This window comes from Acinetobacter terrestris, assembly GCF_004331155.1.
GTDB classification, from domain to species: Bacteria; Pseudomonadota; Gammaproteobacteria; order Pseudomonadales; family Moraxellaceae; genus Acinetobacter; species Acinetobacter terrestris.
The window spans coordinates 84,540-106,636 of the sequence record NZ_SJNZ01000005.1; the positions used below are offsets into that span (position 1 = coordinate 84,540).

20 protein-coding genes are annotated in these 22,097 nt (G+C 42.7%); 4 read left to right on the forward strand and 16 right to left on the reverse strand.

Annotation, left to right across the window (positions count from 1 at the left end):
* Positions 1-42 precede the first annotated feature (42 nt).
* The 5 genes from ligA to E0H81_RS04510 all read right to left on the reverse strand — a co-directional run bounded on the left by ligA (position 43) and on the right by E0H81_RS04510 (position 8,289).
* Entirely contained in the window at positions 43-2,082 is a 2,040-nt protein-coding gene (gene ligA, locus E0H81_RS04490) for an NAD-dependent DNA ligase LigA (protein WP_131316861.1), read from the reverse strand.
* 91 nt (positions 2,083-2,173) lie between these two features.
* Entirely contained in the window at positions 2,174-3,118 is a 945-nt protein-coding gene (locus E0H81_RS04495; protein ID WP_131316863.1) for a cell division protein ZipA C-terminal FtsZ-binding domain-containing protein, read from the reverse strand.
* A gap of 1 nt (position 3,119) precedes the next feature.
* Positions 3,120-6,572 (reverse strand): chromosome segregation protein SMC, encoded by a 3,453-nt coding sequence (gene smc / locus E0H81_RS04500; RefSeq protein ID WP_131316951.1) that lies wholly within the window; start codon positions 6,570-6,572, stop codon positions 3,120-3,122.
* 10 nt (positions 6,573-6,582) lie between these two features.
* The gene (locus E0H81_RS04505; RefSeq protein WP_131316865.1) at positions 6,583-7,278 is read right to left on the reverse strand and encodes a GntR family transcriptional regulator; all 696 of its coding nucleotides are present in this window, start codon (positions 7,276-7,278) and stop codon (positions 6,583-6,585) included.
* A 201-nt stretch (positions 7,279-7,479) separates the two neighbouring features.
* On the reverse strand, positions 7,480-8,289 hold the full coding sequence (locus E0H81_RS04510; protein ID WP_131316867.1) for a sulfite exporter TauE/SafE family protein: 810 nt from the start codon (positions 8,287-8,289) through the stop codon (positions 7,480-7,482).
* A gap of 30 nt (positions 8,290-8,319) precedes the next feature.
* Here E0H81_RS04510 and E0H81_RS04515 point away from each other — a divergent pair, with 30 nt between their 5' ends.
* Together E0H81_RS04515 and E0H81_RS04520 are read left to right on the forward strand one after the other, a co-directional pair.
* On the forward strand, positions 8,320-9,078 hold the full coding sequence (locus E0H81_RS04515) for a biotin--[acetyl-CoA-carboxylase] ligase (protein ID WP_131316869.1): 759 nt from the start codon (positions 8,320-8,322) through the stop codon (positions 9,076-9,078).
* A gap of 9 nt (positions 9,079-9,087) precedes the next feature.
* The gene (locus E0H81_RS04520) at positions 9,088-9,825 is read left to right on the forward strand and encodes a type III pantothenate kinase (protein WP_131316871.1); all 738 of its coding nucleotides are present in this window, start codon (positions 9,088-9,090) and stop codon (positions 9,823-9,825) included.
* 76 nt (positions 9,826-9,901) lie between these two features.
* Here E0H81_RS04520 and E0H81_RS04525 read toward each other — a convergent pair whose 3' ends face one another.
* The 3 genes from E0H81_RS04525 to ffh all read right to left on the reverse strand — a co-directional run bounded on the left by E0H81_RS04525 (position 9,902) and on the right by ffh (position 12,805).
* Complete coding sequence (locus E0H81_RS04525) at positions 9,902-10,471, reverse strand: RBBP9/YdeN family alpha/beta hydrolase (protein ID WP_131316873.1); 570 nt, start codon at positions 10,469-10,471, stop codon at positions 9,902-9,904.
* 158 nt (positions 10,472-10,629) lie between these two features.
* Positions 10,630-11,211: an RBBP9/YdeN family alpha/beta hydrolase gene (locus tag E0H81_RS04530; protein WP_131316875.1), complete on the reverse strand. Its 582-nt coding sequence runs from the start codon at positions 11,209-11,211 to the stop codon at positions 10,630-10,632.
* Positions 11,212-11,398: 187 nt separating this feature from the next.
* A complete protein-coding gene (ffh, locus tag E0H81_RS04535; protein WP_131316877.1) occupies positions 11,399-12,805 on the reverse strand; it encodes a signal recognition particle protein in 1,407 nt (468 codons plus the stop codon).
* A 138-nt stretch (positions 12,806-12,943) separates the two neighbouring features.
* Between ffh and E0H81_RS04540 the strand changes: the two genes are divergently transcribed.
* Positions 12,944-13,750 (forward strand): cytochrome C assembly family protein, encoded by an 807-nt coding sequence (locus E0H81_RS04540; RefSeq protein WP_131316879.1) that lies wholly within the window; start codon positions 12,944-12,946, stop codon positions 13,748-13,750.
* A 228-nt stretch (positions 13,751-13,978) separates the two neighbouring features.
* On the opposite strand, the gene E0H81_RS15895 is transcribed toward E0H81_RS04540, so the two are convergent.
* The 3 genes from E0H81_RS15895 to E0H81_RS04550 form a co-directional block, all read right to left on the reverse strand.
* A complete protein-coding gene (locus E0H81_RS15895; RefSeq protein ID WP_165492588.1) occupies positions 13,979-14,119 on the reverse strand; it encodes a hypothetical protein in 141 nt (46 codons plus the stop codon).
* Positions 14,120-14,259: 140 nt separating this feature from the next.
* Positions 14,260-14,475, reverse strand: a complete 216-nt coding sequence (locus E0H81_RS04545; protein WP_131316881.1) for a cold-shock protein — start codon at positions 14,473-14,475, stop codon at positions 14,260-14,262.
* A 473-nt stretch (positions 14,476-14,948) separates the two neighbouring features.
* A complete protein-coding gene (locus E0H81_RS04550; protein WP_244926501.1) occupies positions 14,949-16,271 on the reverse strand; it encodes a PQQ-dependent sugar dehydrogenase in 1,323 nt (440 codons plus the stop codon).
* Positions 16,272-16,581: 310 nt separating this feature from the next.
* Here E0H81_RS04550 and E0H81_RS04555 point away from each other — a divergent pair, with 310 nt between their 5' ends.
* Positions 16,582-17,517: a tRNA dihydrouridine synthase gene (locus E0H81_RS04555; protein WP_205677716.1), complete on the forward strand. Its 936-nt coding sequence runs from the start codon at positions 16,582-16,584 to the stop codon at positions 17,515-17,517.
* Between the two features lie 35 nt (positions 17,518-17,552).
* On the opposite strand, the gene E0H81_RS04560 is transcribed toward E0H81_RS04555, so the two are convergent.
* The 5 genes from E0H81_RS04560 to E0H81_RS04580 all read right to left on the reverse strand — a co-directional run bounded on the left by E0H81_RS04560 (position 17,553) and on the right by E0H81_RS04580 (position 22,095).
* On the reverse strand, positions 17,553-18,206 hold the full coding sequence (locus tag E0H81_RS04560; RefSeq protein ID WP_131316885.1) for a nuclease-related domain-containing protein: 654 nt from the start codon (positions 18,204-18,206) through the stop codon (positions 17,553-17,555).
* Between the two features lie 55 nt (positions 18,207-18,261).
* Positions 18,262-18,741 (reverse strand): methylated-DNA--[protein]-cysteine S-methyltransferase, encoded by a 480-nt coding sequence (locus E0H81_RS04565; RefSeq protein ID WP_131316887.1) that lies wholly within the window; start codon positions 18,739-18,741, stop codon positions 18,262-18,264.
* A gap of 36 nt (positions 18,742-18,777) precedes the next feature.
* On the reverse strand, positions 18,778-19,095 hold the full coding sequence (gene sugE, locus E0H81_RS04570) for a quaternary ammonium compound efflux SMR transporter SugE (protein ID WP_131268775.1): 318 nt from the start codon (positions 19,093-19,095) through the stop codon (positions 18,778-18,780).
* A 236-nt stretch (positions 19,096-19,331) separates the two neighbouring features.
* Entirely contained in the window at positions 19,332-20,219 is an 888-nt protein-coding gene (locus tag E0H81_RS04575) for a copper resistance protein B (RefSeq protein WP_131316889.1), read from the reverse strand.
* On the reverse strand, positions 20,206-22,095 hold the full coding sequence (locus E0H81_RS04580; protein WP_131316891.1) for a copper resistance system multicopper oxidase: 1,890 nt from the start codon (positions 22,093-22,095) through the stop codon (positions 20,206-20,208). The genes E0H81_RS04575 and E0H81_RS04580 overlap by 14 nt, the downstream gene beginning before the upstream one ends.
* Positions 22,096-22,097: the final 2 nt, after the last annotated feature.

Genomic DNA, 22,097 nt, shown 5'->3' on the forward strand with positions numbered 1-22,097 from the left:
TGTGGTTTTTTTGACTGCACTGATTGAAACTTTAAGTGCGTACTAAGCTTGTACTTGTCCGTATTCAGCCATGAAGCTTAAAAAATCAGTTTCATTCATGACTTTTACGCCCAGCTTTTCAGCTTTTTCAAGTTTAGAACCTGCTTTTTCCCCGGCAACCACACATTTGGTTTTACTCGACACGCTACCGCTAACGCGTGCGCCCAAGGCTTGCAGTAAATGTGTCGCTTCATCACGCCCCATACTGCTTAAGGTTCCAGTGACCACCCAGCTCTCACCATTAAGAGGCTGACGTATGGGTGCAATCGGTGCATCCCAATGAATTCCGGCTTCAAGCAAACGATTGAGTACTTCCAGATTATGCGGTGCCTGAAAGAAATCGATAATCCATTCAGCGGTAATGTCACCCACATCCGGCGTTTTCTTCAGCGCTTCAAGATCTGCATGTTGTAATGCTTCAAAAGTCTGGAACGTGTTGGCCAGCATACGAGCCGTGGTTTCCCCGACACCGCGGATACCCAAGGCATAAATAAATGAAGCCAGGGTGGTTTTCTTGCTATTTTCAATGGCTTCGAGCAGGTTCTGTACCGACTTCTCTCCCATTTTTTCAATTGTCAGCAACTGTTCACGGTGCTCATGCAAGCAATAAATATCGGCGACATTTTTAAGCAAGTCGAGGTGTAATAAAGATTCCACCCAACGCTCACCCAAACCTTCAATATCCATGGCCTTACGCGAAACAAAGTGACGGATGGTCTCGATTCGCTGTGCAGCACAATACAGTTCACCTGAACAGCGCGCCAATGCTTCACCTTCTGGCATCACTACAGGCGAATCACAGACTGGACATTTTTCAGGAAGATGAATTTCGACTGCATCATCTGGACGGAATTCCGGCCAGACTTTTTCCACTTTGGGAATCACGTCTCCACTACGATATACGCTAACCGTATCGCCAATGCGCACATCTAAACGGTGGATTTCTCCAATATTATGCAAGGTGACATTGGATACTGTTACCCCGCCCACCGCAACAGGATTCAAGCGCGCAACCGGTGTTAAAGTACCGGTACGGCCCACTTGCCAGTCAATATTTTCAACTGTGGTTAAAGCGGCAACTGCGGGGAATTTATAGGCCGTTGCCCAACGCGGTTCACGGCTCAGGAAACCCAATTGTTTTTGCTGTTTTAAGCTGTCGACTTTAATGACCATACCATCAATTTCAACGCTCAAATTCGCGCGTTTCGCATTGATTTCTTCATAGCACTGCTGCACTTGCTGAATGCTGTCACACACAAAATGACATTCACCCACCGCAAAACCAAATTGAGTAAGCCATTTCAGACTGCCCGACATGGTGGTTTGACCATGATCTGGTTCGCACTGTGCAATGCCATAAGCATAAAATGCTAAAGGTCGTGATGCTGCAATCGCTGGATCAAGCTGACGTAGACTACCTGCAGCTGCATTTCGCGGATTGGCAAAGGTTTTTTCACCTTTGGCTTCATTCTCAGCATTGAGTTTTTCAAAGCCTGCTTTCGGCATGAGAACTTCACCACGCACTTCCAATAGTGTTGGAACTGGACCTTGAGCAGATGAAAGCACTTTGGGTAAGTTACGAATGGTTTTGACATTATGGGTAATATCTTCGCCCGTTTCGCCATCCCCTCGTGTCACTCCACGAACCAGCACCCCATTTTCATACCATAGCGAAATGGCCAGACCGTCGAACTTTAATTCAACATCGTATTGAATTTTCTGGTTCGGTAAACGCTCTTCTACACGGCGCGCAAAGGCAAACAGGTCTTCTTGGTTAAACACATTCCCCAATGACAGCATCGGCACCTTATGAGTCACGCTTGCAAATTTAGTCAGTGCTTTGCCGCCGACCTTTTTAGTTGGAGTATCGGCTTGTACATATTCTGGATATTGCTCTTCTAAAGCCTTGAGCTGATGAAAGAGTTGATCATATTCACTATCTTCAATACTTGGTTGATCCATCACATAATAGGCGTGATTATGCTTGGCTAAAATTTGAATCAATTGACGCATTTGCGCTTTGATAGTTAAATCTTGGGTCATACACTCACCATAAAAAAGGGCGGTTGATTTCCGCCCTTAAAAAATATTTTATCTGCTCGCTATTATAGAAATCGAGTCCGTCAGTTTCAAACTAAACTTCAGCAGTTTGTCCTGCACGATAGTCGATCGCATGATGACGCCATTGCTCACGTAGCTGAGGTGTGAATTCCTGATTGTTCTGATCATAGACGGTGCCATCAATTTCACGCGCAATCAGACGTGAAAGACTGTCCATGGTGTCAAAGGCATTTTGCACATCACTATGTGGCAAGGCCAGGAAGAATGCCAAACCTTTCACCTGTTCAGTCGACAAGGTTTCAAGGTCAAAACCGGCAGCGCCTTCATCGGTAATTTGTAAAACCGAAAACAGCAATTTACTGTCGTCTGGGCTGTAACGATGGAAACAGGCCATTTCACCAAAACGTAAACCATACTTAAGCAATACTTTTAAAGTTTTTTCACCTGAAAGTACACGGCGTTCCGGGTAAACATTTAATGCAATAAACTCAACTGCAGTGGACAAGGCACTTTCTTCATCAACGCGCTGCTGTTCATGTAAGTGTTCATCCAGAATACTGCTTTCATCTTCAAACTCTGAAATTTCAGCTTTTTCGACATTGGCATTTACGCTCTGTTCTTCTGAATTTTTTGCTTCAGCTGGTTCAGCCTCAATCGCTTGTTCTTGTGCAGGATCTGTTTTTGATTCAACTTGATTCGCTGTTTCTGCGCTAGCGGCTACTGGCGCTTTAACTTCATTATTTTCAGATTTTGCTTGTGCTTTTTTTGCATCTTGAACCAGCTCAGCAGCCGGTTCTGCCAACGTAGGTTCAACACGTTCTAAACTTGATGGCTCATTGGCACTCTGTAATTGATCACGGACATGGCGAGGAATCACGGGCTGCTGGCTATCTGTGTCTACATGAAGTTCTGATTCTAATGATGGTGCTGCATCAGCAGGTTTTTTGAACAGTATTCTTAAGCCGAATAACATAATGATAACGGCGATAACAATACCAACGACGGTGGTGATTTCCATATTATGACTCCGCGACTAAACCGTATTCTTTTGCCTGTTCCAAATCGACAGTGACTAATTTTGATGTACCAGGTTCTGGCATGGTAACACCTAACAAATCGGTTGCCATCGTCATTGCAACTTTATTATGGGTAATGTAAATGAATTGAACTTGTTCAGATAGTTCTTTGACCAAATTACAAAACCGACCCACGTTTGCATCATCCAAAGGGGCATCAACCTCATCCAGAACACAGAACGGTGCCGGATTTAAACGGAAGATTGCAAACACCAATGCCAATGCTGTTAATGCTTTTTCGCCACCAGACAACAAGGCCAAAGAGCTGTTGCGCTTGCCTGGCGGTCGAGCCATTAGTTTTACACCCGATTGCCAGTCATCTTCAAGACTTAAACTCGCTTCCCCGCCATTAAATACCTTAGGAAACAAATCTTGCAGCTCAAGATTGACCTGATCGAAGGTGGTCATAAACAATTTGCGGGTTTCCTGATCAATACTTTTCATGGCCGCTTGTAATTGATCAACCGTTTTTTCCAGGTCTTCAATTTGATGGCTGAGTTCTTCAAAGCGTTTAGAGACTTCTTGGTATTCTTCGGAAGCCGCCAAATTGACCGCGCCCAATTTTTCAAAGCGCTGCTGGGCTTTTTCCAGTTGTTGCTGATGGGCAATGACATCAATATTTAAACCGCTAATCACTTCACTATTCAAGGCATTGAGTTGTTCTGAATAATGCTGAAAGTCTGATTTGGCCACTTGCCAAGCCAGACGTTTTTCTTCCAGTTGACCACGCAATTTCTCATCTTGCTGCTGATGCTGATGACGTTGTTCGGTCAAATTCTGCTGTTTTTCCTGAATATTATTCAGCTCAACTTGCCATTCATTCCAGGTCTTTTGCAACTTCTCTGTGACTTGCGACTGTTCACTGAATTGTGATTCCAGCGCTGGCAATTCCAGCTGGACAGGATCGACAAACTTTTTCGCCTGTTCCATTTGCGCAATAATCTGCTGATATTGTGCTTTTGAGAATGAAGCATCTTTTTCCAGCAATTCTACCTGCTGCTGGGTTTGCGTGCTTTGACGCCGTAGCAATTCTAACTCTTGTTGCGCTTGCTGCCAGCTGTGCTGGGTATTTTCAAGCTGTTCGGTCAATTCCTCAACTTGGAATTGCAAGGTTTTATAATTCGGTAAAGCCTGCTCAAGTTTCAGATTCAAGGCATGCAAATCAATTTCCAGATCATCTTTTTGCATCGCATCTTCTTCAAGCTGCGCATCCAGTTGCTGTAACTGGTTGTGCAATTGCTGCTTTTGCACTAAAAAGGCCTGAGCCGTACTTTGTACTTTGGCAATATTCACATCGAGCTGTTGCAAAGACTTTTGTTGTTGCTTTAAAGCCTCTTGCTGATCTTGAATGTTTTTTTGCAGGGTTTGAATCTGTTGTAGCATTGTTGGCAATTGTTGTTCCGCGGCTTCAAGCTGAGCTAACTGCTGTGTCAAGACAGTTTCAATTTCATCTAGACGGATACGATGACTTAAGCTCCCTTGCCCGGCTTGACTGGCTTCATCATAAAATAAACCAATCACCCAATCCGCAGCAACATGATAGCCATCCAGACTTAAAATCGACTGACCGATAGCTAACTCTGATTGTAAAGACAAGGCCTGATTCAGATTGTCCGCAACTGCAACCTGCTGCCAAATGGAATGCTGTGGTGACTCAATCCAATCCGCCAAACAAGGCAAACCGGCGAGCTGAATCTGATCTTGCGAAGCATGGGTTTTCAGCTGACGGGCCATACTTTCAGCAAAATCAGCATTTGCATCTAATACTTGTGCAGAAAGCCATTTTGCCAAAAATTTTTCAATTAAGTTGGCATGCGCTTTGGCCTGATCTTTTAGCTTGAGTACCTGCATCAACTGCACGGCATCATTCTGAACTTTGGGACTGTTCTTGATCAGCAACTGATTCAGGTTTTTCTGTTCCGATTGCAACACCTGAATCGCAGACTTCAAGGTTACGGCATCATTTTTCTGCTGCGCATACTGAGCCTGATCCAATTCCAATGCCTGCTTCTGGGTTTGAATCGCGTGTTCTAATTGTTCAATCTGCTGGCCAAGCTGAACTTTTTCACTTTCCAGCTGTTCAATATCATCTTGCTGATCCTGATTTTGGATCTGAGCCGTTTGCTGTTGCAGGGTTTGTTTTTGCTGTTCGATCCGGGCAATATTTTTGGCTAACTGCTCACTTTGCGCCAGCATCTGCATTTTTTGCTGCTGCTGTTTCTCAACCTGTGCTTTGACCAATTCAAACTGTTGCTGCACTTGCTGCTGTTGTGCTTTTAAATCGCTAAAAGTTTGAGTCTGGTCTTGATTCTGACTTTCTTGCTGTTGTAATTGTTCAGTCTGCTGTTCATATTGAGATTGCAAAGTTTCAATTTGCAGTTCAATCAATTGCAGCCGTTCTTTGGTTTGAATTTTTTGTTGTTCGAGCTGAGTTAGAGTCGAGGTATTTTGCTGAAACAAGGACTGTTTCTGTTCCAATGTCATTTTCAATTCAGACAGTTTTTTCTCGGCTTGTTGCCATTCATTTTGCAGTGGAGTGGACTGCTGAATCAGGCGTTGAAACAGTTCACTGGTCGAGGTTAAATCATGTTCCAAGGTACTTAATTCTGAACGAACCAGCTTAAAAGTATCACCGAGTTCATTCATCTGAAGGCTATATTCTTGCTGCAAGCGGCTGCTTTGCTCGCATTGAAAAGACAATACTTCAACTTTGATGGTGCGAATCTGGGTTTCCAGTTCTTTATATTGCACAGCCGTTTCAGACTGACGTTTCAGGGTTTTCAGCTGTGACTTAAGTTCAGAGGCAATATCTTCAAGTCGGGATAAATTCTGTGTGGTGTGATCAAGATGCAATAAGGTTTCGCGGCGACGTGCCTGATAACGCGAAACGCCCGCAGCCTCCTCAATAAACACCCGCATTTCTTCAGGTTTGGCATCGACCAGACGGTTGATCATGCCCTGTTCAATAATCGCGTATGAACGTGGCCCCAATCCTGTACCTAAAAAGATGTCGGTGATATCACGACGACGGCATTTAGTGCCATTTAGAAAGTATTCAGACTTGCCATCACGGTTGACCTGACGACGCACGGCCAATTCATTGTAGGCATTATAAGCCCCACCGAGCTTGCCATAGGTATTGTCAAAACGCAGTTCAACACTGGCTACACCGACAGGTTTACGTTTGGCCGTACCGGTAAAAATGACATCCTGCATGCTGCCACCACGCAGCTGGCGCGCACTGGATTCCCCCATCACCCAACGGATGGCATCAATCACGTTAGATTTACCACAACCGTTTGGCCCAACGACAGCGGTACGATTCGCCTTGAAATGTAAAGTCGTACTATCGGCAAAAGATTTAAAGCCGGAAAGTTTTAAGCTGCTTAAACGCATAATGTCCTGATCAACGTCGTGAACGTCTTGCCCATGCAAGTTCGATTTGTTTCATCCGTGTTAGAGATTCCAACACAAGGTTGCGCAAGTGTCGACAAAAATCGTCCATAAATAAAGTAGCTTGTTGTGATTTTCGGATCAAAACTGCATCAGTCACTAACTTAAACAGTTCAAATGATTCCTCTAGCTCGCGACGAGAGATATTTAAGGTTAAAAAATAGCTGCGGCGCATTGAGGGTAACAGCTCTTGATAGAACTTCATCAAATAAGGATTAGCCACCATTTCGTGCTGGCGCGCCATACCTTGAAAGATTAAATCGTAAAATTTTTCAGTATGTCCCTGACGCGTCTCTTCATGCAATTGATGCAATAATGCCTGAATTCTTTCCGCTTCATGGGTACGCCAGGTTTCCGCCACACGATGCACAATCTGTCCCAAGAGTAACGCGCTCATATCAAATAAGGCGCGGACTTGTTGCGCAGACATTTCTGAAACAACCGCACCACGGCGTGGGTAAATTTCAATCAGGTGCGTGCGTTGCAACAGCAATAATGCTTCACGCACAGAGCCACGACTGACATCGAGTTCAGCCGAGATTCGCAACTCTTGAATGCGTTCACCTTCAACCAATTCGCCACGAATAATTTGCTCACTAATATGCTTTGCAATTTGTTCGGACAAACTGTCCTTTTCCTGTTCTTGCATACTCGTCCTATCTTGTTTTTATAAGATGCAATCGAAAAAATTTCACACGTTTGGATTAACTTTGTTATTTTTACTTGGTTTTATCAGTAAAACATATGACATTGTCAGACAATTTTTGAGTCTTTAAAGCCAATATAAAAAAGGTGTGAACAATTGAACTGTAGCACACCTTTTCATTCTATTTTTATCTGTTATTTAAAATTAAAAATAAGTCGAAAATCCTTGATAAATAAAATATAAACCGACAACACTTAACAGGCAGGCAAAGCATCTTTTCAACATGGCAGGCGATAGTTTATGCGCCACTTTTGCCCCGAATTTTGCAGTGATAAAGCTCATCACACTAATGCCAATAAAGGCATAAATATGTACATAGCCAATACTATGCGGCACTTCTGCTTGGGTATTCGAGCCAAACCACATAAAGCCCAATGCTCCGGCCACCGCAATGGGTAATCCGCCTGCAGCTGAGGTTGCGACCGCTTTTTGAATGACTACACCATGACGAATCAAATACGGTACCGTCAAACTGCCCCCACCGATGCCGAAAATAGCCGATGCAATCCCGATGCCTCCACCTGCCAGCAGCTGCATTTCTTTAGAAGGCAAATCATGCTTAGGATCAACGGGTTTGCTTGCACCGGTAAACATGCCGTATGCAACCCACACCGCAAAAAAACCAATCAGCAACTGTAAGCCCTGACCTGACATATAGTCAGCAATACCAGCACCTAAAAATGAGCCAAGAGCCAGACCCGGTGCCAAATTACGAAATACATCCCACATTACTGCACCGCGTTTATGGTGCGCTGAAACAGAGCTGATTGAGGTCACAATAATGGTCGCCAACGATGTACCAACGGCCAAATGCATAATCACTGAAGGATCATAATGCAGCTGCGTGAACACAATATATAAAATGGGCACAATAATCAGGCCGCCACCGACACCGAATAGTCCAGCGGCAAAACCAGCCATTGCACCAATCAATAAATATATGATTAACTCCATTATTCACATTCCACTGTTGCTTAGATTTAAATGGATTTCGAGACTCGACAACTGCAAAAAATCCTCGACGAAGCTCATCAGCTCCCGGAAGTTTTAATACTGAAACCCGTCACGACTTCAACCAATGATGATGTGCGGGAAATTGCACTCAAAGGTATTCAGAGCGTTTTAGTCTGTAGTTTGAGGCAAACTCAAGGTCGTGGACAGCGTCAACGCCAATGGGTCTCACCTAAAGGGAACATCTATTTAAGCACATTGCTGAATACGCGAACACCCATTGATGGTCGGCTTGCCCTTGAAATTGCATTAAATATTTTGCAAATGCCAAGTCTAAAGAAGCTGGATCTGCAAGTAAAATGGCCGAATGACCTTTATAGTACTCAGGGCAAATGGGGCGGAATTCTGGTTGAACCACTTTCTCCGCATCAGGTGATTGTTGGTGTAGGAATCAATCTTGAACCCGTGCCGAAAGAACAGATTGACCAGCATGCAACATCACTGAGTGAATTGGGCTTGGCCAATATTTCCCGTATTCAGCTGGTTGCAGAGTTATATATGGCAATTCAACAGGCCAGCGAATGGTTTGATCATCATTGCTGTAACTTGGCTGCGCGTTTTAATCACTATGCTGCTTTTAAAAATCAGGCGGTTGAATTTGAGCATCATTCGGGGCAATGTTCAGGTATCTTTTTAGGGATTCAGGATGATGGTGCGGTCAATATTGAAACCAGCGAAGGCTTAAAACAGTTTTATCAAGGGCGCTTACGTCGCTTGGAAAGCGCTCTTTAGAGAAATGCAATGAAGAATTTATGGCTAGATATTGGCAATACCCGACTCAAATACTGGATTACTGAAAATGACCAGATTATTGAACAGGCTGCAGAACTGCATTTGCAATCCCCGGCAGAACTGCTGCTGGGCTTAATTCAGCATTTTAAATGTTTAGGTCTGCAGCAAGTTGGGGTGTCTTCAGTTCAGGACAAAAAGAATAATGAACGCATCCAGAAGATTCTCAAGTTTTTAGATGTGCCGGTGAGCTTTGCCAAAGTACATGCCGAATATGCAGGTTTACGCTGCGCCTATGAAGATACCAGCAAGTTCGGGATTGACCGTTGGTTACAAATGCTAGCCGTGGTCCATGATCCGAAGCAAAAATATTGTGTGATTAGTTGCGGAACCGCCTTGACCATTGATCTCACCGATGGCATGCAACATTTAGGCGGTTATATCCTGCCGAATCTGTATTTACAGCGGGATTCTCTAATTCAGAATACCAAGGGCATTAAAATTCCCGATGCCACATTCAACGAGCTTACTCCAGGCCGCAATACTATGGATGCCGTGCATCATGGTATTTTGTTAAGCCTGGTGAGTACCATTGAAAAGGTACTGGATAAATACCCAAGCCAGCTGATTCTGACTGGCGGCGATGCTCCATTATTTGCCAAATATCTGACCCAATACCAGCCTCAAATTGAGCCAGACCTACTGCTCAAAGGTCTGCGGAATTATATTTATTCCTTGGCCGAAGCCTAGGGCCTGGCAAAATTTTCCGTGCTTCATATCCGCTTAAAAATATGTGTCGTCGCAAATATAGATGAAGTGTCACCGCCTAATCTTGACGAATGAGATAAGGTTGTATGGTCTGCCAAACTTCAGGCAGTTCCGTACACCCTTCAGAATCGATAAAGTGTCCCTGGCACTGGGCAGAAATGAGCTCGGCATCCAGACTTTGCGCCTGTTCAATACTGAATTTTGGCAGGACGTGATCATCACCTTCCGAATAGATCACCACACGGTGTTCAATCTGACGTTTTAGCAATTCAAAATCAATTTGGGCTGCATCGATAAAAGGATAGACTTCTTCTAATCGTCCCAGACGTCCATTAAAACCGGCAACCAGAACCAATTGTTTAATACGCTGATGGGCTAAATGTTTGGACAAATAATGTAATGCCGCGATAGTTCCCAAACTATGCGCAATCATAATGCTGTTTTCATCCAGTCCTTCTATCTGCTCATCCATTTGTGATTCCCACACCGACAGTTCCGGACGCGGTGAAGGATCCAAACGCAATACTTTCAAACTATAATGCTGCTGGTCTGCAGTCTGCTGAATCCAGGGATACCAGTTTTCTTCGGGGCTGGCGGTATACCCATGGATCACGTTCACTTGAGCCATTATTCTTCCCTCTTCTTAAGCTGTTCTAGTGCGTATCTAGCCTAATCTGAATTGAGTCATGTAATTGTTGGTCTTTTTATAAAAATACCAACTTCCGAAGTACCCACTAAAACTCAATCGCTCATTCACTTAAAGATTCAAAATAAATGCGAAGTCCATCAATGATGTAGCAACGGCTTCAGAACATCCCAAACCTGTTTAAATTCATCAAAACCGTCACTTCGCATAAAATGTCCCGCTTGATTTACCTCTTGCATCTGTGCATTAATAAAATGCCCGAGCAAGACCGATTTAGGCGGTGAAACATAAGGATCATTACAGGAAAACAGTAGAAATCGTGTTGCAATCTGTTTTTGCAAAATGGCCATGTCTAGTTTTGCCTGACGAATAAAACCATCCAATTCAGGCAATGCGGTTAATTTATCCTTAAAACCGGCCACCAGAATCAGCCCTTTAATTTGGGTCTGGTTGAGTGCCTGAGTTAAAAAATGCAAGCTCGCCAGACAGCCTAAACTATGCGCGACAATAATGCTTTCTGGGTCTAATGTCGGCATTTGCTTCTGTAATGCTTGTTGCCATATTTGAAAATTAGGCGCGTTTGGATCGGGCAATATCAGACGTTTTGCAAAATGGCCTGAATGTTGAACCTGTTGACCAAGCCATGGAAACCAATGATCATTCGGTGATTCCTGATCCCCATGCACGATATAAACTTTCTTTTGTTTTTGTAATACTGACATATCTTTTCTTCTTGTTATTGACAATTTTATTATGGTTTCAAATTTATCTTATTTCATAATCATAGGTATAACTTTTTTGTCTTCCATATTTTAATTTTATTTACCTTATAACTTCAAAAAGTTATTTTTAAATTTCAAAAACAAAAAAGGCGCATCAAGCGCCTTTTTTACGATGATAAGTATAATTTTACTTCTTGTCGTTTCCACCGAACAATGGTCCCATACCGCCGCCACCGCCGAATTTATTTTGCATACCGCTAAGTGATTTCATCATTTTTGCCATGCCTGATGGATTGGCAAATTTCTTCATCATTTTCGCCATTTGCGCATGTTGTTTAATCAGTTTATTGACTTCAACAACTTCCATACCACAACCCGCTGCGATACGTTTTTTACGGCTCGGGTTCATCAGGTCTGGGTTACGGCGTTCTTTAATGGTCATCGACTGGATAATCGCTTCCATTTTTTTCACTTGCTTTTCAGGGTTCGCTTGCGCAATCGCATCTTGAATACCTGAATTGCTCATGCCAGGCAACTTATCCAGGAAGCCCATCATGCCGCCCATTTTGTTCATTTGTTCAAATTGCATCAGCATATCTTCAAAGTTGAAGCTACCGCCTTTTTGCAATTTTTTCGCCATTTTTTCGGCTTTTTCTTTGTCGACCTTGCGTTCAAGTTCTTCGACCAGCGACAGTACGTCACCCATACCCAAGATACGTTGTGCAATACGCTCAGGATGGAATGGCTCCAGCGCATCGAGTTTTTCACCCATCCCCAAGAATTTGATTGGCTTGCCGGTAATGGCACGAACAGAAAGTGCCGCACCACCGCGTGCATCACCATCAGTTTTGGTCAGGATCACACCGGTTAAAGGGAGCGCATCATTAAAGGCTTTTGCAGTATTCGCCGCATCCTGACCGGTCATAGCATCGACTACGAACAAGGTTTCAGTTGGGTTAATTGCTGCGTGAAGCGCTTTAATTTCGTCCATCATGTCATCATCGACATGCAAACGACCTGCCGTATCGACAATCAGCACATCGGCAAACTGGATTTTTGCCTGTTCAATTGCACGTTTTGCAATATCAATTGGGCGTTCATCTGCGTGAGATTCTAAGAAAATCGCACCTACTTCGCCTGCAACCGTTTGTAGCTGTTTGATCGCTGCTGGACGGTATACGTCAGCAGATACCATCGCGACTTTTTTCTTTTGACGTTCTTGTAAGAAGCGTGCAAGTTTCGCTGCAGTTGTTGTTTTACCCGCACCTTGTAGACCTGCCAGCAGGACAACAACAGGTGGTTTTGCAGCGAGGTCGAGGCTTTCATTGGCCTCGCCCATCATTTTGGTCAATTCGTCATGAACGATTTTGACAAAAGCCTGTCCAGGGGATAACTGAGTCATCACTTCCTGGCCCAATGCTTCTTCCTTAACTTTCGCGATGAATTCACGAGTTACAGGTAACGCAACATCGGCCTCAAGAAGCGCCATACGCACTTCACGTAACGTATCTTTAATATTGTCTTCGGTTAGCTGCCCTGAGCCAGTAACATTTCTTAAACTCTGCGTGAGTCGTTCTGTTAAGGTATCAAACATTGCAAAATCCGCTTAAAATTGCCAGTTGCAAAAAAATCTTTCTTAAAATAGAAAATTTATGCATAAGATGCTATAGGATACTGTAGTTCACGTAGAATTTATATAAATGAATATTCAACATCCTGAAAAAGGTTTGACATGATCAGTCCCCCCTTGGTTTACACGATCTTAGCATTAATTTCTTATACCACATCTTTCTGGTATTTGTTTATTCACTTAATGTCAAAGCGTGATCCGAACCATTGGTTTATAGGGCTTGTACTCGGTTTAGGGTTATTGCTACATGCGGGTGTTTTATATAACGATATGATGACACCCTTAGGTGTGAATTATGACGTATTTCTCATACTGTCATTTACATCTGGTCTGATGTTATTGCTGAGTTTAATCTTTAGTACTTACCGCCCCATTTTGGCACTCAATTTACTGGGCATTCCTGTTGCTGCGACCGGCTTAATTTTAGGTTTTGCCTTAAGCAAACAGAATCAGGTAATTGAACCACACTCCTTAGGCTTGGACATTCATATTATTTTGTCTTTATCGGCCTATGCGGTTCTGCTGATGGCAACCATACAAGCCGTGATTCTGTGGTTCCAAAATCGTGAATTAAAGAACAAGCAAAAAAGGATCTGGGTTAATTTACTGCCTTCATTCCAAGCCATGGAATCTTTGCTGTTCGACTTGATCATTACCGGTTTTGTCTTACTGACTTTAGCACTCGGCTTTGGTTTCTTCACCATTGAGGACTTCTTCGCCCAACACTTGGCCCATAAAACCGCGTTTAGCATTATTTCATGGTTTGTTTATGGATCGCTGCTGATTGGTCATTACAAATTTGGTTGGCGTGGTCAGAAAGCCATTCGTTTTACCTTGATTGGTTTTATGCTACTGGCGATTGGTTTTATTGGTTCCAAGTTTGTGCTGGAAATGATTTTGGGAAGATAAATACATTTTCCCTTTAATTTTTTAATCAAACAATAATTGAATATCTGACATGGAACATGGCAAATCAGTAAAAAGCTCAAATTAACCAGATTGAGCTTTTCTAAAGAAGTAAAACAAAAGATATTGATGATAATAAAAAGAAAAAATCGAATAATTTATAGAGGATGAACTGTAATTTCTAGAATGAAGATTTTATAAAATAGGACTATTAATTTTTTCCGTTTTTGCTTAATAATTTTTTTTAGCCTCTTGCATTAATTTCTTTATTTCTTGATTCTTTCTTTTGGCCTCTTCTACTATATATTTGATTTCCTCATTCTTTCTTCTCTTTTCATCTTTATAGCCTTGTAAACCTAAAGTAATTGTCATAAGTGTTAATAATTAAGCAGTTAGACCTATTTTTTTTGCATATTTTCTCTTTAAGAATAGTTTTAAAATAATATTGTTTTTTTCTTTGTTTAAAAATAAAAAAAGCACTCATGAGTGCTTTTTTTAATATCTGTGGTTACTTATACAGCAACAATATTCACAGCATTTGGGCCTTTTTGACCTTGTGTAACGCTGAATTCTACTTGTTGACCTTCAAGTAAGGTTTTGAAGCCTGAGCTTGCGATTTCGCTAAAATGAGCAAAAACATCTGGACCTGATTCTTGTTGGATAAAACCAAAACCTTTAGTTTCGTTGAACCACTTTACAGTACCTTTAACAACATTTGAGTTTGACATAATAAATCCTACTGATTTTTAATAATTTTTAGCCATTTTATTGACTGATTGTAACTTGGAAAATAATAAAGAATGGAACTTAAAATCTGAAAAAAACGAAGGATTATGACTAAAACTGCGATACTTAAAGAAGATTTACCGAAACAAGACTTTTTTCTAGTTGAGTTCATTATATACGAAAAAACTAAATAATCAAGTTTTCTTATATGTATATTTAAATCATTTATATAAATAGTGAATTTTATAAAATTTTAGCCTTAATAAACAATTCTCTATACAGTTATCATAAGCATTCTTTTAAGAAAATTGAGCTTTAATGACCTTTTTAGCTTTTCATAACAGCTTTTAGCTCGAATGACGTGTCAAAAAACATCTAGCAGATTAAGTGTTTAACACGACTCGGCCCAAGCAATAAAATACTGCCTGAGCCTAAACGCAGATCAAAGATTGAGCTATTAAAAATCCATTTCTTACTATTTAACCGATGATGAATTTGCGGCTTTTTCTGCAATAGGTGATACGCGCCAAATCATATTGCCGACATCATCGGCGACCAAAATGGCACCTGATGAATCAACAGCTACACCCACAGGCCGACCTAAGGCATCCCCTTGCTCACTTAAAAAACCGGTCAATACATCTTGTGGCGGGCCTGAAGGCTGGCCATTTTGAAACGGCACATAGATGACTTTATAGCCACTATGCGGTTTACGGTTCCATGAGCCATGCTGACCAATCAAGGCACCACTGCGGTATTGTGGCATGAGTTCAGCCTTATAAAAGGCCAGGCCTAAGGATGCTGTATGGTTGCCGAGTGCATAATCAGGTTTAATCGCGCGCGCTACTCGCTCAGAGTTTTGTGGTTTCACCCGCGTATCGACATGTTGGCCATAATAACTATAGGGCCAGCCATAAAAAGCACCATCTTTCACTGAAGTCAGGTAATCGGGCACCAAGTCATTGCCAATTTCATCACGCTCATTCACCACCGTCCATAACACGCCACTCTGCGGCTGCCAGTCCATACCATTCGGGTTACGTAACCCGGTCGCAAAGGGTCGCGCTTTAGCACTGGCGATATCAAATTCCATAATCAATGCGCGGCCCACTTCCTTGTCTAGTCCATTTTCGGCCGCATTACTGTTTGAACCGACAGTAATATATAGTTTGCTGCCCGCAGGATTGGCAATGACATTTTTGGTCCAATGGTGGTTTAAGGTGCCGCCCGGTAAATCCAGTACTTTAGTACCATTTGCTGTAATTTGAGTCGCACCTTCTGGGTAAGGAAAGCGCATAAGCGAATCGGTATTGGCGACGTACAGCATATTGCCGACCAGTGCCATGCCAAACGGAGAATTGAGATTTTGTAGAAACACGGTTTTCTGGTCAGCTACGCCATCACCATTACTATCACGCAGTAAGCTAATACGGTTGGCACTCGGATATGACGACCCTGCACGCCTCATCACCAGCTTCATGATTTTGCCTTTAATGCCCTTACTGTCATCAGGCTTAGCCGGAGCATCGGTTTCGGCCACCAGCACATCACCATTCGGCAGCACATGCAGCCAGCGCGGATGCTGAAGTTCTTTTGCAAATGCCTGTACTTTTAAAGCGGCAGCAGGGATTGGCATCGTCCCTGCAGGCCAGCCTTTGGCAGGTGCGATATTAACGATCGGCAACAATCTTGATTTGGGTTCAGGCAGATGAGGCTGCGGCCCGTAGCTGTCTATGATGGGGGACTTTGAGGGTAACGCACATCCTGCTAATGCCAAGACAATGGCAGAACCCGCCATGGGAAGTAAAATGGGCAGTAAAAATTGAACAGACATCTTTGCGCTCCTTATTTTTATCGCAATAGCCCTAGCTTACTGTCACTCATAAATTTCAAATTTGCCTTAGTCTTTTGGTAATTAGTCTTTTAGTAAAAAGTAAGCAATGATGATGTTTTAAGTTTTATTATTAATATTTCTATTAACCTAAATCTCTTCCAGTAAAGATAAAGTCTTAAATCACGAATGTACAAGGTGGCAATTCAAGACCTATGCTAGACATCTTCCCTAAAAAAACGTATAACCCTGTTTTTCTTTAACTAGGTCTAACACTTTGAAACTTGTTCTTGCGCCCATGGAAGGCTTAACCGATCCTATTATGCGAGATGTACTGACGCATGTCGGCAGCTTTGACTGGTGTGTAACCGAGTTCATTCGTGTGACAGACTCTGTCCTGCCCGACCACGTTTATCATAATTATTGTCCTGAATTATTGAATGATGGCAAAACTGCTGCGGGTACCCCTGTGCATGTGCAGTTTTTAGGAAATAACCCTGAAATGCTGGCAGCCAATGCCATTCGTGCGGTGGAACTGGGCGCCCCTGCCATTGATATGAACTTTGGTTGTCCTGCAAAAACGGTCAACCGCCACCGTGGCGGTTCAGTCCTGCTGGATGAACCGGAAGTGGTACATATGCTGGTCAAAGCTGTGCGTGATGCCGTACCCAGCCATATTCCCGTCTCTGCCAAAATGCGTTTAGGCTATATGGACAGAAACTTTACCCTGGAAAATGCCCATGCCATTGAAGATGCCGGTGCAGCCTGGGTTACCGTCCATGCCCGCACCAAAGCTGAAGGCTATACGCCCCCTGCATTTTGGGATCAGTTACAACCGATTCGTGAAGCATTGAAAATTAACGTGATTGCCAATGGTGAAATCTGGACCAATACTGATGCCAAACAATGCCAGTTAGAGTCTGGTTGTGAAGATTTGATGATTGGTCGGGCTGCAGTAACCACACCCGATATCACGCAATGTATCCGCAAAAATACCGATGAGCCCATCATTACTTGGGATGAGCTTTTAGACTTGCAAATCCGCTTTTTAAATGGCCCGTATAAAAAAGAAATTAATATGGTCGGACGCTATAAACAGTGGCTCGGCATGATGTCTAAGCATTATCCTGAAGCAAAAGAATTGTGGAATGAAGTAAAACGAATTAAGGCTTTGATTGAAATTATTGAAAAATTAAATGTCTTAAAGCCGTAATAAAAAAGCCTTTGAATATTCAAAGGCTTTTTTATTTAGCTACTTTCTTTACGCTGTTTTAAATTTTCCACATGTATTCGATTAGTTTTCCAAGATTTTTCTAACACTTCCTTTTCAATGCGTAATTGAATCCGTTTCAGTTTCATCGCAGGGATGACTTCCGCTTTAAAGTTTTTCACATAATCTACCCAAGCGGCTCCACGAAATACATTCACAGGCATATCGGTTTTAAACTCACAATCGGGCATAAATACAACAATTGAATGTAAATATTCAGGAGTAATAATATCCGCAAGCACCTGTTCTAAAACCTTTTGGTGCTTGTAATTTTGATGTAGGGGATTTTGAAATTTATAGCTCTTTTTAAATATTTTCTGCGTCCACAATTTCTGACGTTCACTACCGAAAATCCAGCCTTTATAATTTTTGGTTTCAATAATAAAGATGCCATAGGGACTTAATAAAATATGATCTATCTGGGTCGTACCCGATTGCTCATCCGGCAAAGTACAATCATTTAATAAAATATATTGAACATCTTTCAAATAGAGTTTGACGTGCAAAGCGACCGCAAATTCCCCAACTTTTCCTTTAATAAAAGGTTTAAAGGCTTTGATGATCCCTATTGCAACAAAAGCAAGAATGACCCACCAAAAAGTTGAAAACAGCTGACTCGATATTATTTGCATAATTTTATAAATTATTAAATTTTATAAGGAACAATAACAGTTTTTTCTATTTAAATTAGTGTTTCTCTAAACGGAGCAAAATATCCTTATTATCCAGACCACCTGCAAAACCCACCAATTTGCCATTGGTACCCACTACACGGTGACACGGCGCAATAATTGAAATCGGATTTTTACCATTCGCAGCACCCACTGCACGTACCGCTTTGACATTGCCAATCTGTTCGGCAATGTCACGGTAACTTCGGGTCTCTCCAAAGGGAATGCTGAGTAAGGCTTGCCAAACCTTCTGCTGAAACTCGGTTCCTGCAAAATCTAAAGGCAAATCAAATTGCTGTCTTTTTCCTGCAAAATATTCAGTTAACTGTTTTTGAGTTTCCAGCAAGATAGGATGATCTGCCTGTTCCACCAATTCGGCTAAACGTACACGCTTGGGATTCTCATTTTCCCAAAGTACCGCGACTAAAGCTGTTTCATGGGCGACCAGTTTTAAAGTACCGACAGGAGAAACCATTTCTATAAATGCTAGTTTCATTGGTCTTCTCCTGCAGTGAAATAAATGATCCAGATTTTATGATGATGACAGTTTCATTAACACTAATCCAGAAATAATCAGTATTGCTGCCAACATACGCATTGCCGATGCTGGCTCACCTAAAATAAAGATTCCCACAAGGAAAGAGCCTACTGCTCCAATGCCTGTCCAGATGGTATAGGCTGTACCGAGCGGTAAAGTTCGCATGGCATAAGCCAATAGAGCAAAACTTAAAATCATAAATACTAAGGTAATAATACTGGGCGTTAAACGTGTGAAACCTTCTGAAAGTTTCATAGCATAGGCCCAGACAATTTCAAAAAGACCCGCTAAAATTAATACCACCCAAGCCATGACGACTATGCTCCGTTTAATGAAAATCAGGTCGTCCTGACGAGTTTCCTTGGTGCAAATATCAACTGAATTGTACCAATGGAGGTCGTTCCTCCTGTCATTCAAGCTGATTATATAAATAAATGATTTAGATTGGTGCAGTATTTACACTTTTGACCCATTGTTCACCTGAACAAGCGCTAAAATAAAAAATCCGGTAGACATGTCCCCACCGGATTTCTGCTCATCATTTTGTTTTAAAACTTGAAACGAATACCTGCACCATAGAGCCATTCATTTTCAGAAGCTAAGGATGGCTGCCCAGCCGTTTCTTCCTGCCCGTTTTTATATCCATATGCAACATCTATAAAAGGCATGACCTTTTTATTGATTTCATAACGGGTTTCCAGACCCAGTTGTGCGGTACTTAAACCGGTCTTTTGCGCATAGTTGGAGTCATCACTGAAAATGATATTCAGATCCAGATAGGGCTTTAGAATCAGTTTCTGGGTCAGTAGCACATCCCGCTCAGTTTCTAGACTGAATGATACTTGCCGATCCTGTCCAACAAATAAATAGGCATCAGTTTCAAAGAAATAGGGCGCCAAGCCATGGATACCAATGACAGCGCCCACCTGCTCCTGATCCACTTCACGATTCTGATTATTCAAATAGCGAAGACCGGCCTGCACATCCCAAAAATCACTCAGCATACGGCTATATAACAGTTTGGCATCATATTCAGCTTGCTGCGATTCAGCCTGATCGGCATGAATTTTAATAAAGAATTTATTTTCATCTGTCCCGATTCGGGTCACAAGCTCTGACTGTAAAATACCCTCGCCATCCTCATTGCGTAGCCATTTACTTTCAAAAATGGTCTGCTGATATACCTGCCCCCCATGCTCTTTGATATGTGATGCATGATCAGTCCCGTCTGAATTGGATTGCTCCTGCTGCACAACGGGTTGCGGTTCGGTTGCCATCTGATGATGCTGCGAATGATCCTCATGCACTTCAATAGCTTGTCCAGACTGCTGTGACATCGGCATAGAATGGTGCGGGTCCTGCGCAACACTTTGCCCGCTCAACAGCAACAAGGAAGCGCTCAATGTACTCATGGCAAATAAATTAATGATGCACATGTGAGTCTCCTTGCTTTGCCGGGACTGAGCTAGATCGTGTAGTGGCTGCTTGATTTCTATCTACATTCGCAACAACCAGTTTACTCATCATGCCAGATGACATGTGATACAGCAGATGGCAATGAATGGCCCATTCCCCCAACTCATCCGCAGTGAGCAGCGCAGTGACTGTCTTACCCGGTGGCACAATCAAGGTATGCTTGTTGGGCAGGTCTGATAATGCCTGTCCATTTTCCAGTTGCATAAACATGCCATGCAAATGCATTGGATGCGCCATCATGCTGTCATTGATAAATTTCAAGCGAATCCGTTCACCATACTTGACCTGCAAGGGTTCAACTTCGGTAAATTTCTTGCCGTTGATGGTCCAGATATAACGCTCCATCGTACCGCCCAAACGGACTTCCAGCTCCCTTTCAGCCGGACGGGTATCGGATTGCGGTGTGAGCGATTTCAAATCACCATATTGCAGTGCCCTATGCCCTGCTGGAGTGGAGGCATTTGCCCAGCCTTCAACAGGCTTGTTGCTCTCCACCAATCGTTTCGCTACTGCATGTGCTGAATGATTCATCCCTTGTTGTGGCTCTGAATCAGACTTTGCTTGATGTTGTGAATGATCATTCCTATTCGTCTTAGAGTGGTTCATTTGTGAATGATCCATCGTCGCTGAATCATGCTGCATCATGGAATGATCCATTTTTAAATGATCCATAGCCTGATGATTCATCTTGCCCGCACTTTCTTGACTGGCATCCATCTGATCGTGATTCATATCCGTATGATCAGTGGATGATGAACCATGTCCCATATCTTCCATTGTCAGCAAGGCACGTGGACGCGGTTTAGGCATCTGAATCCCTTGTGTCCCGGGTTGATTTTGGTTCTGTAATGATCCAATCGCAAAACCGCTACGGTCGATCGACTCGGCCTGAATTTGGTAATGATTGTCTTGCGGCTCAACAATCACATCATAGGTTTCTGCAGTACCTATACGAAATTCATCTACTGCCACAGGTTGAACAGGCTGTCCATCGGCACTCACTACGGTCATTTTCAAGTTAGGAATATTGACATCATAAAACGACATGGCGGAGGCATTGATAAAACGTAAACGGACTTTTTCATTCGGCTTAAACATTCCGGTCCAGTTTTGTGCAGGGGTTTTGCCATTCATCAAAAAGGTATATCCGGTGACATCAGACAGGTCGGTTTTGAGCATGCGCATCTGGTTCCACATTGCACGATCTTGCCATGTGTTTTTCAAACCCTGACGTTTTACCTGCTTAAATACATCAGCCAAAGTTTCACGCTGATTCTGATAGTATTCTGAGGACTTTTTCAGATTTTTCAGGATTTGCTCACTACTGGATGGATGAAAATCAGACAGCATCACCACATAATCACGATCCGTTTTTTCATGCGCCGCGACGGGCTTTTTATCTTTAGGGTAAATGACCAGCGCACCATATAAACCATCCTGTTCCTGTCCTTTGGAATGCGCGTGATACCAATAGGTGCCGTTTTGACGCACCTTAAAACGATAGACAAAATTCGCCTGTGGTTTAATGCCTTTGAACTGGTTGAAGCCCGGCACACCATCCATTAAACCGGGCAGCAATAAACCATGCCAGTGAATGGAAGAATCTTTATTTTTCATCTTATTATGTACATGAATAATGGCATCATCACCTTCTTCAAATTCTAGAAGTGGTGCCGGAAACTGACCATTTACGGTAATCCGTTTTAATGGCTTGCCGGTGACATTCACCATCTGCTCATCAATATTCAGATGATATTCTTTGACCGCAGCAAATGCCCACGATGATGACAGCAGAGACACCCCAACCAAGAGGCTTTGCGTTAATTTAATAGACATGA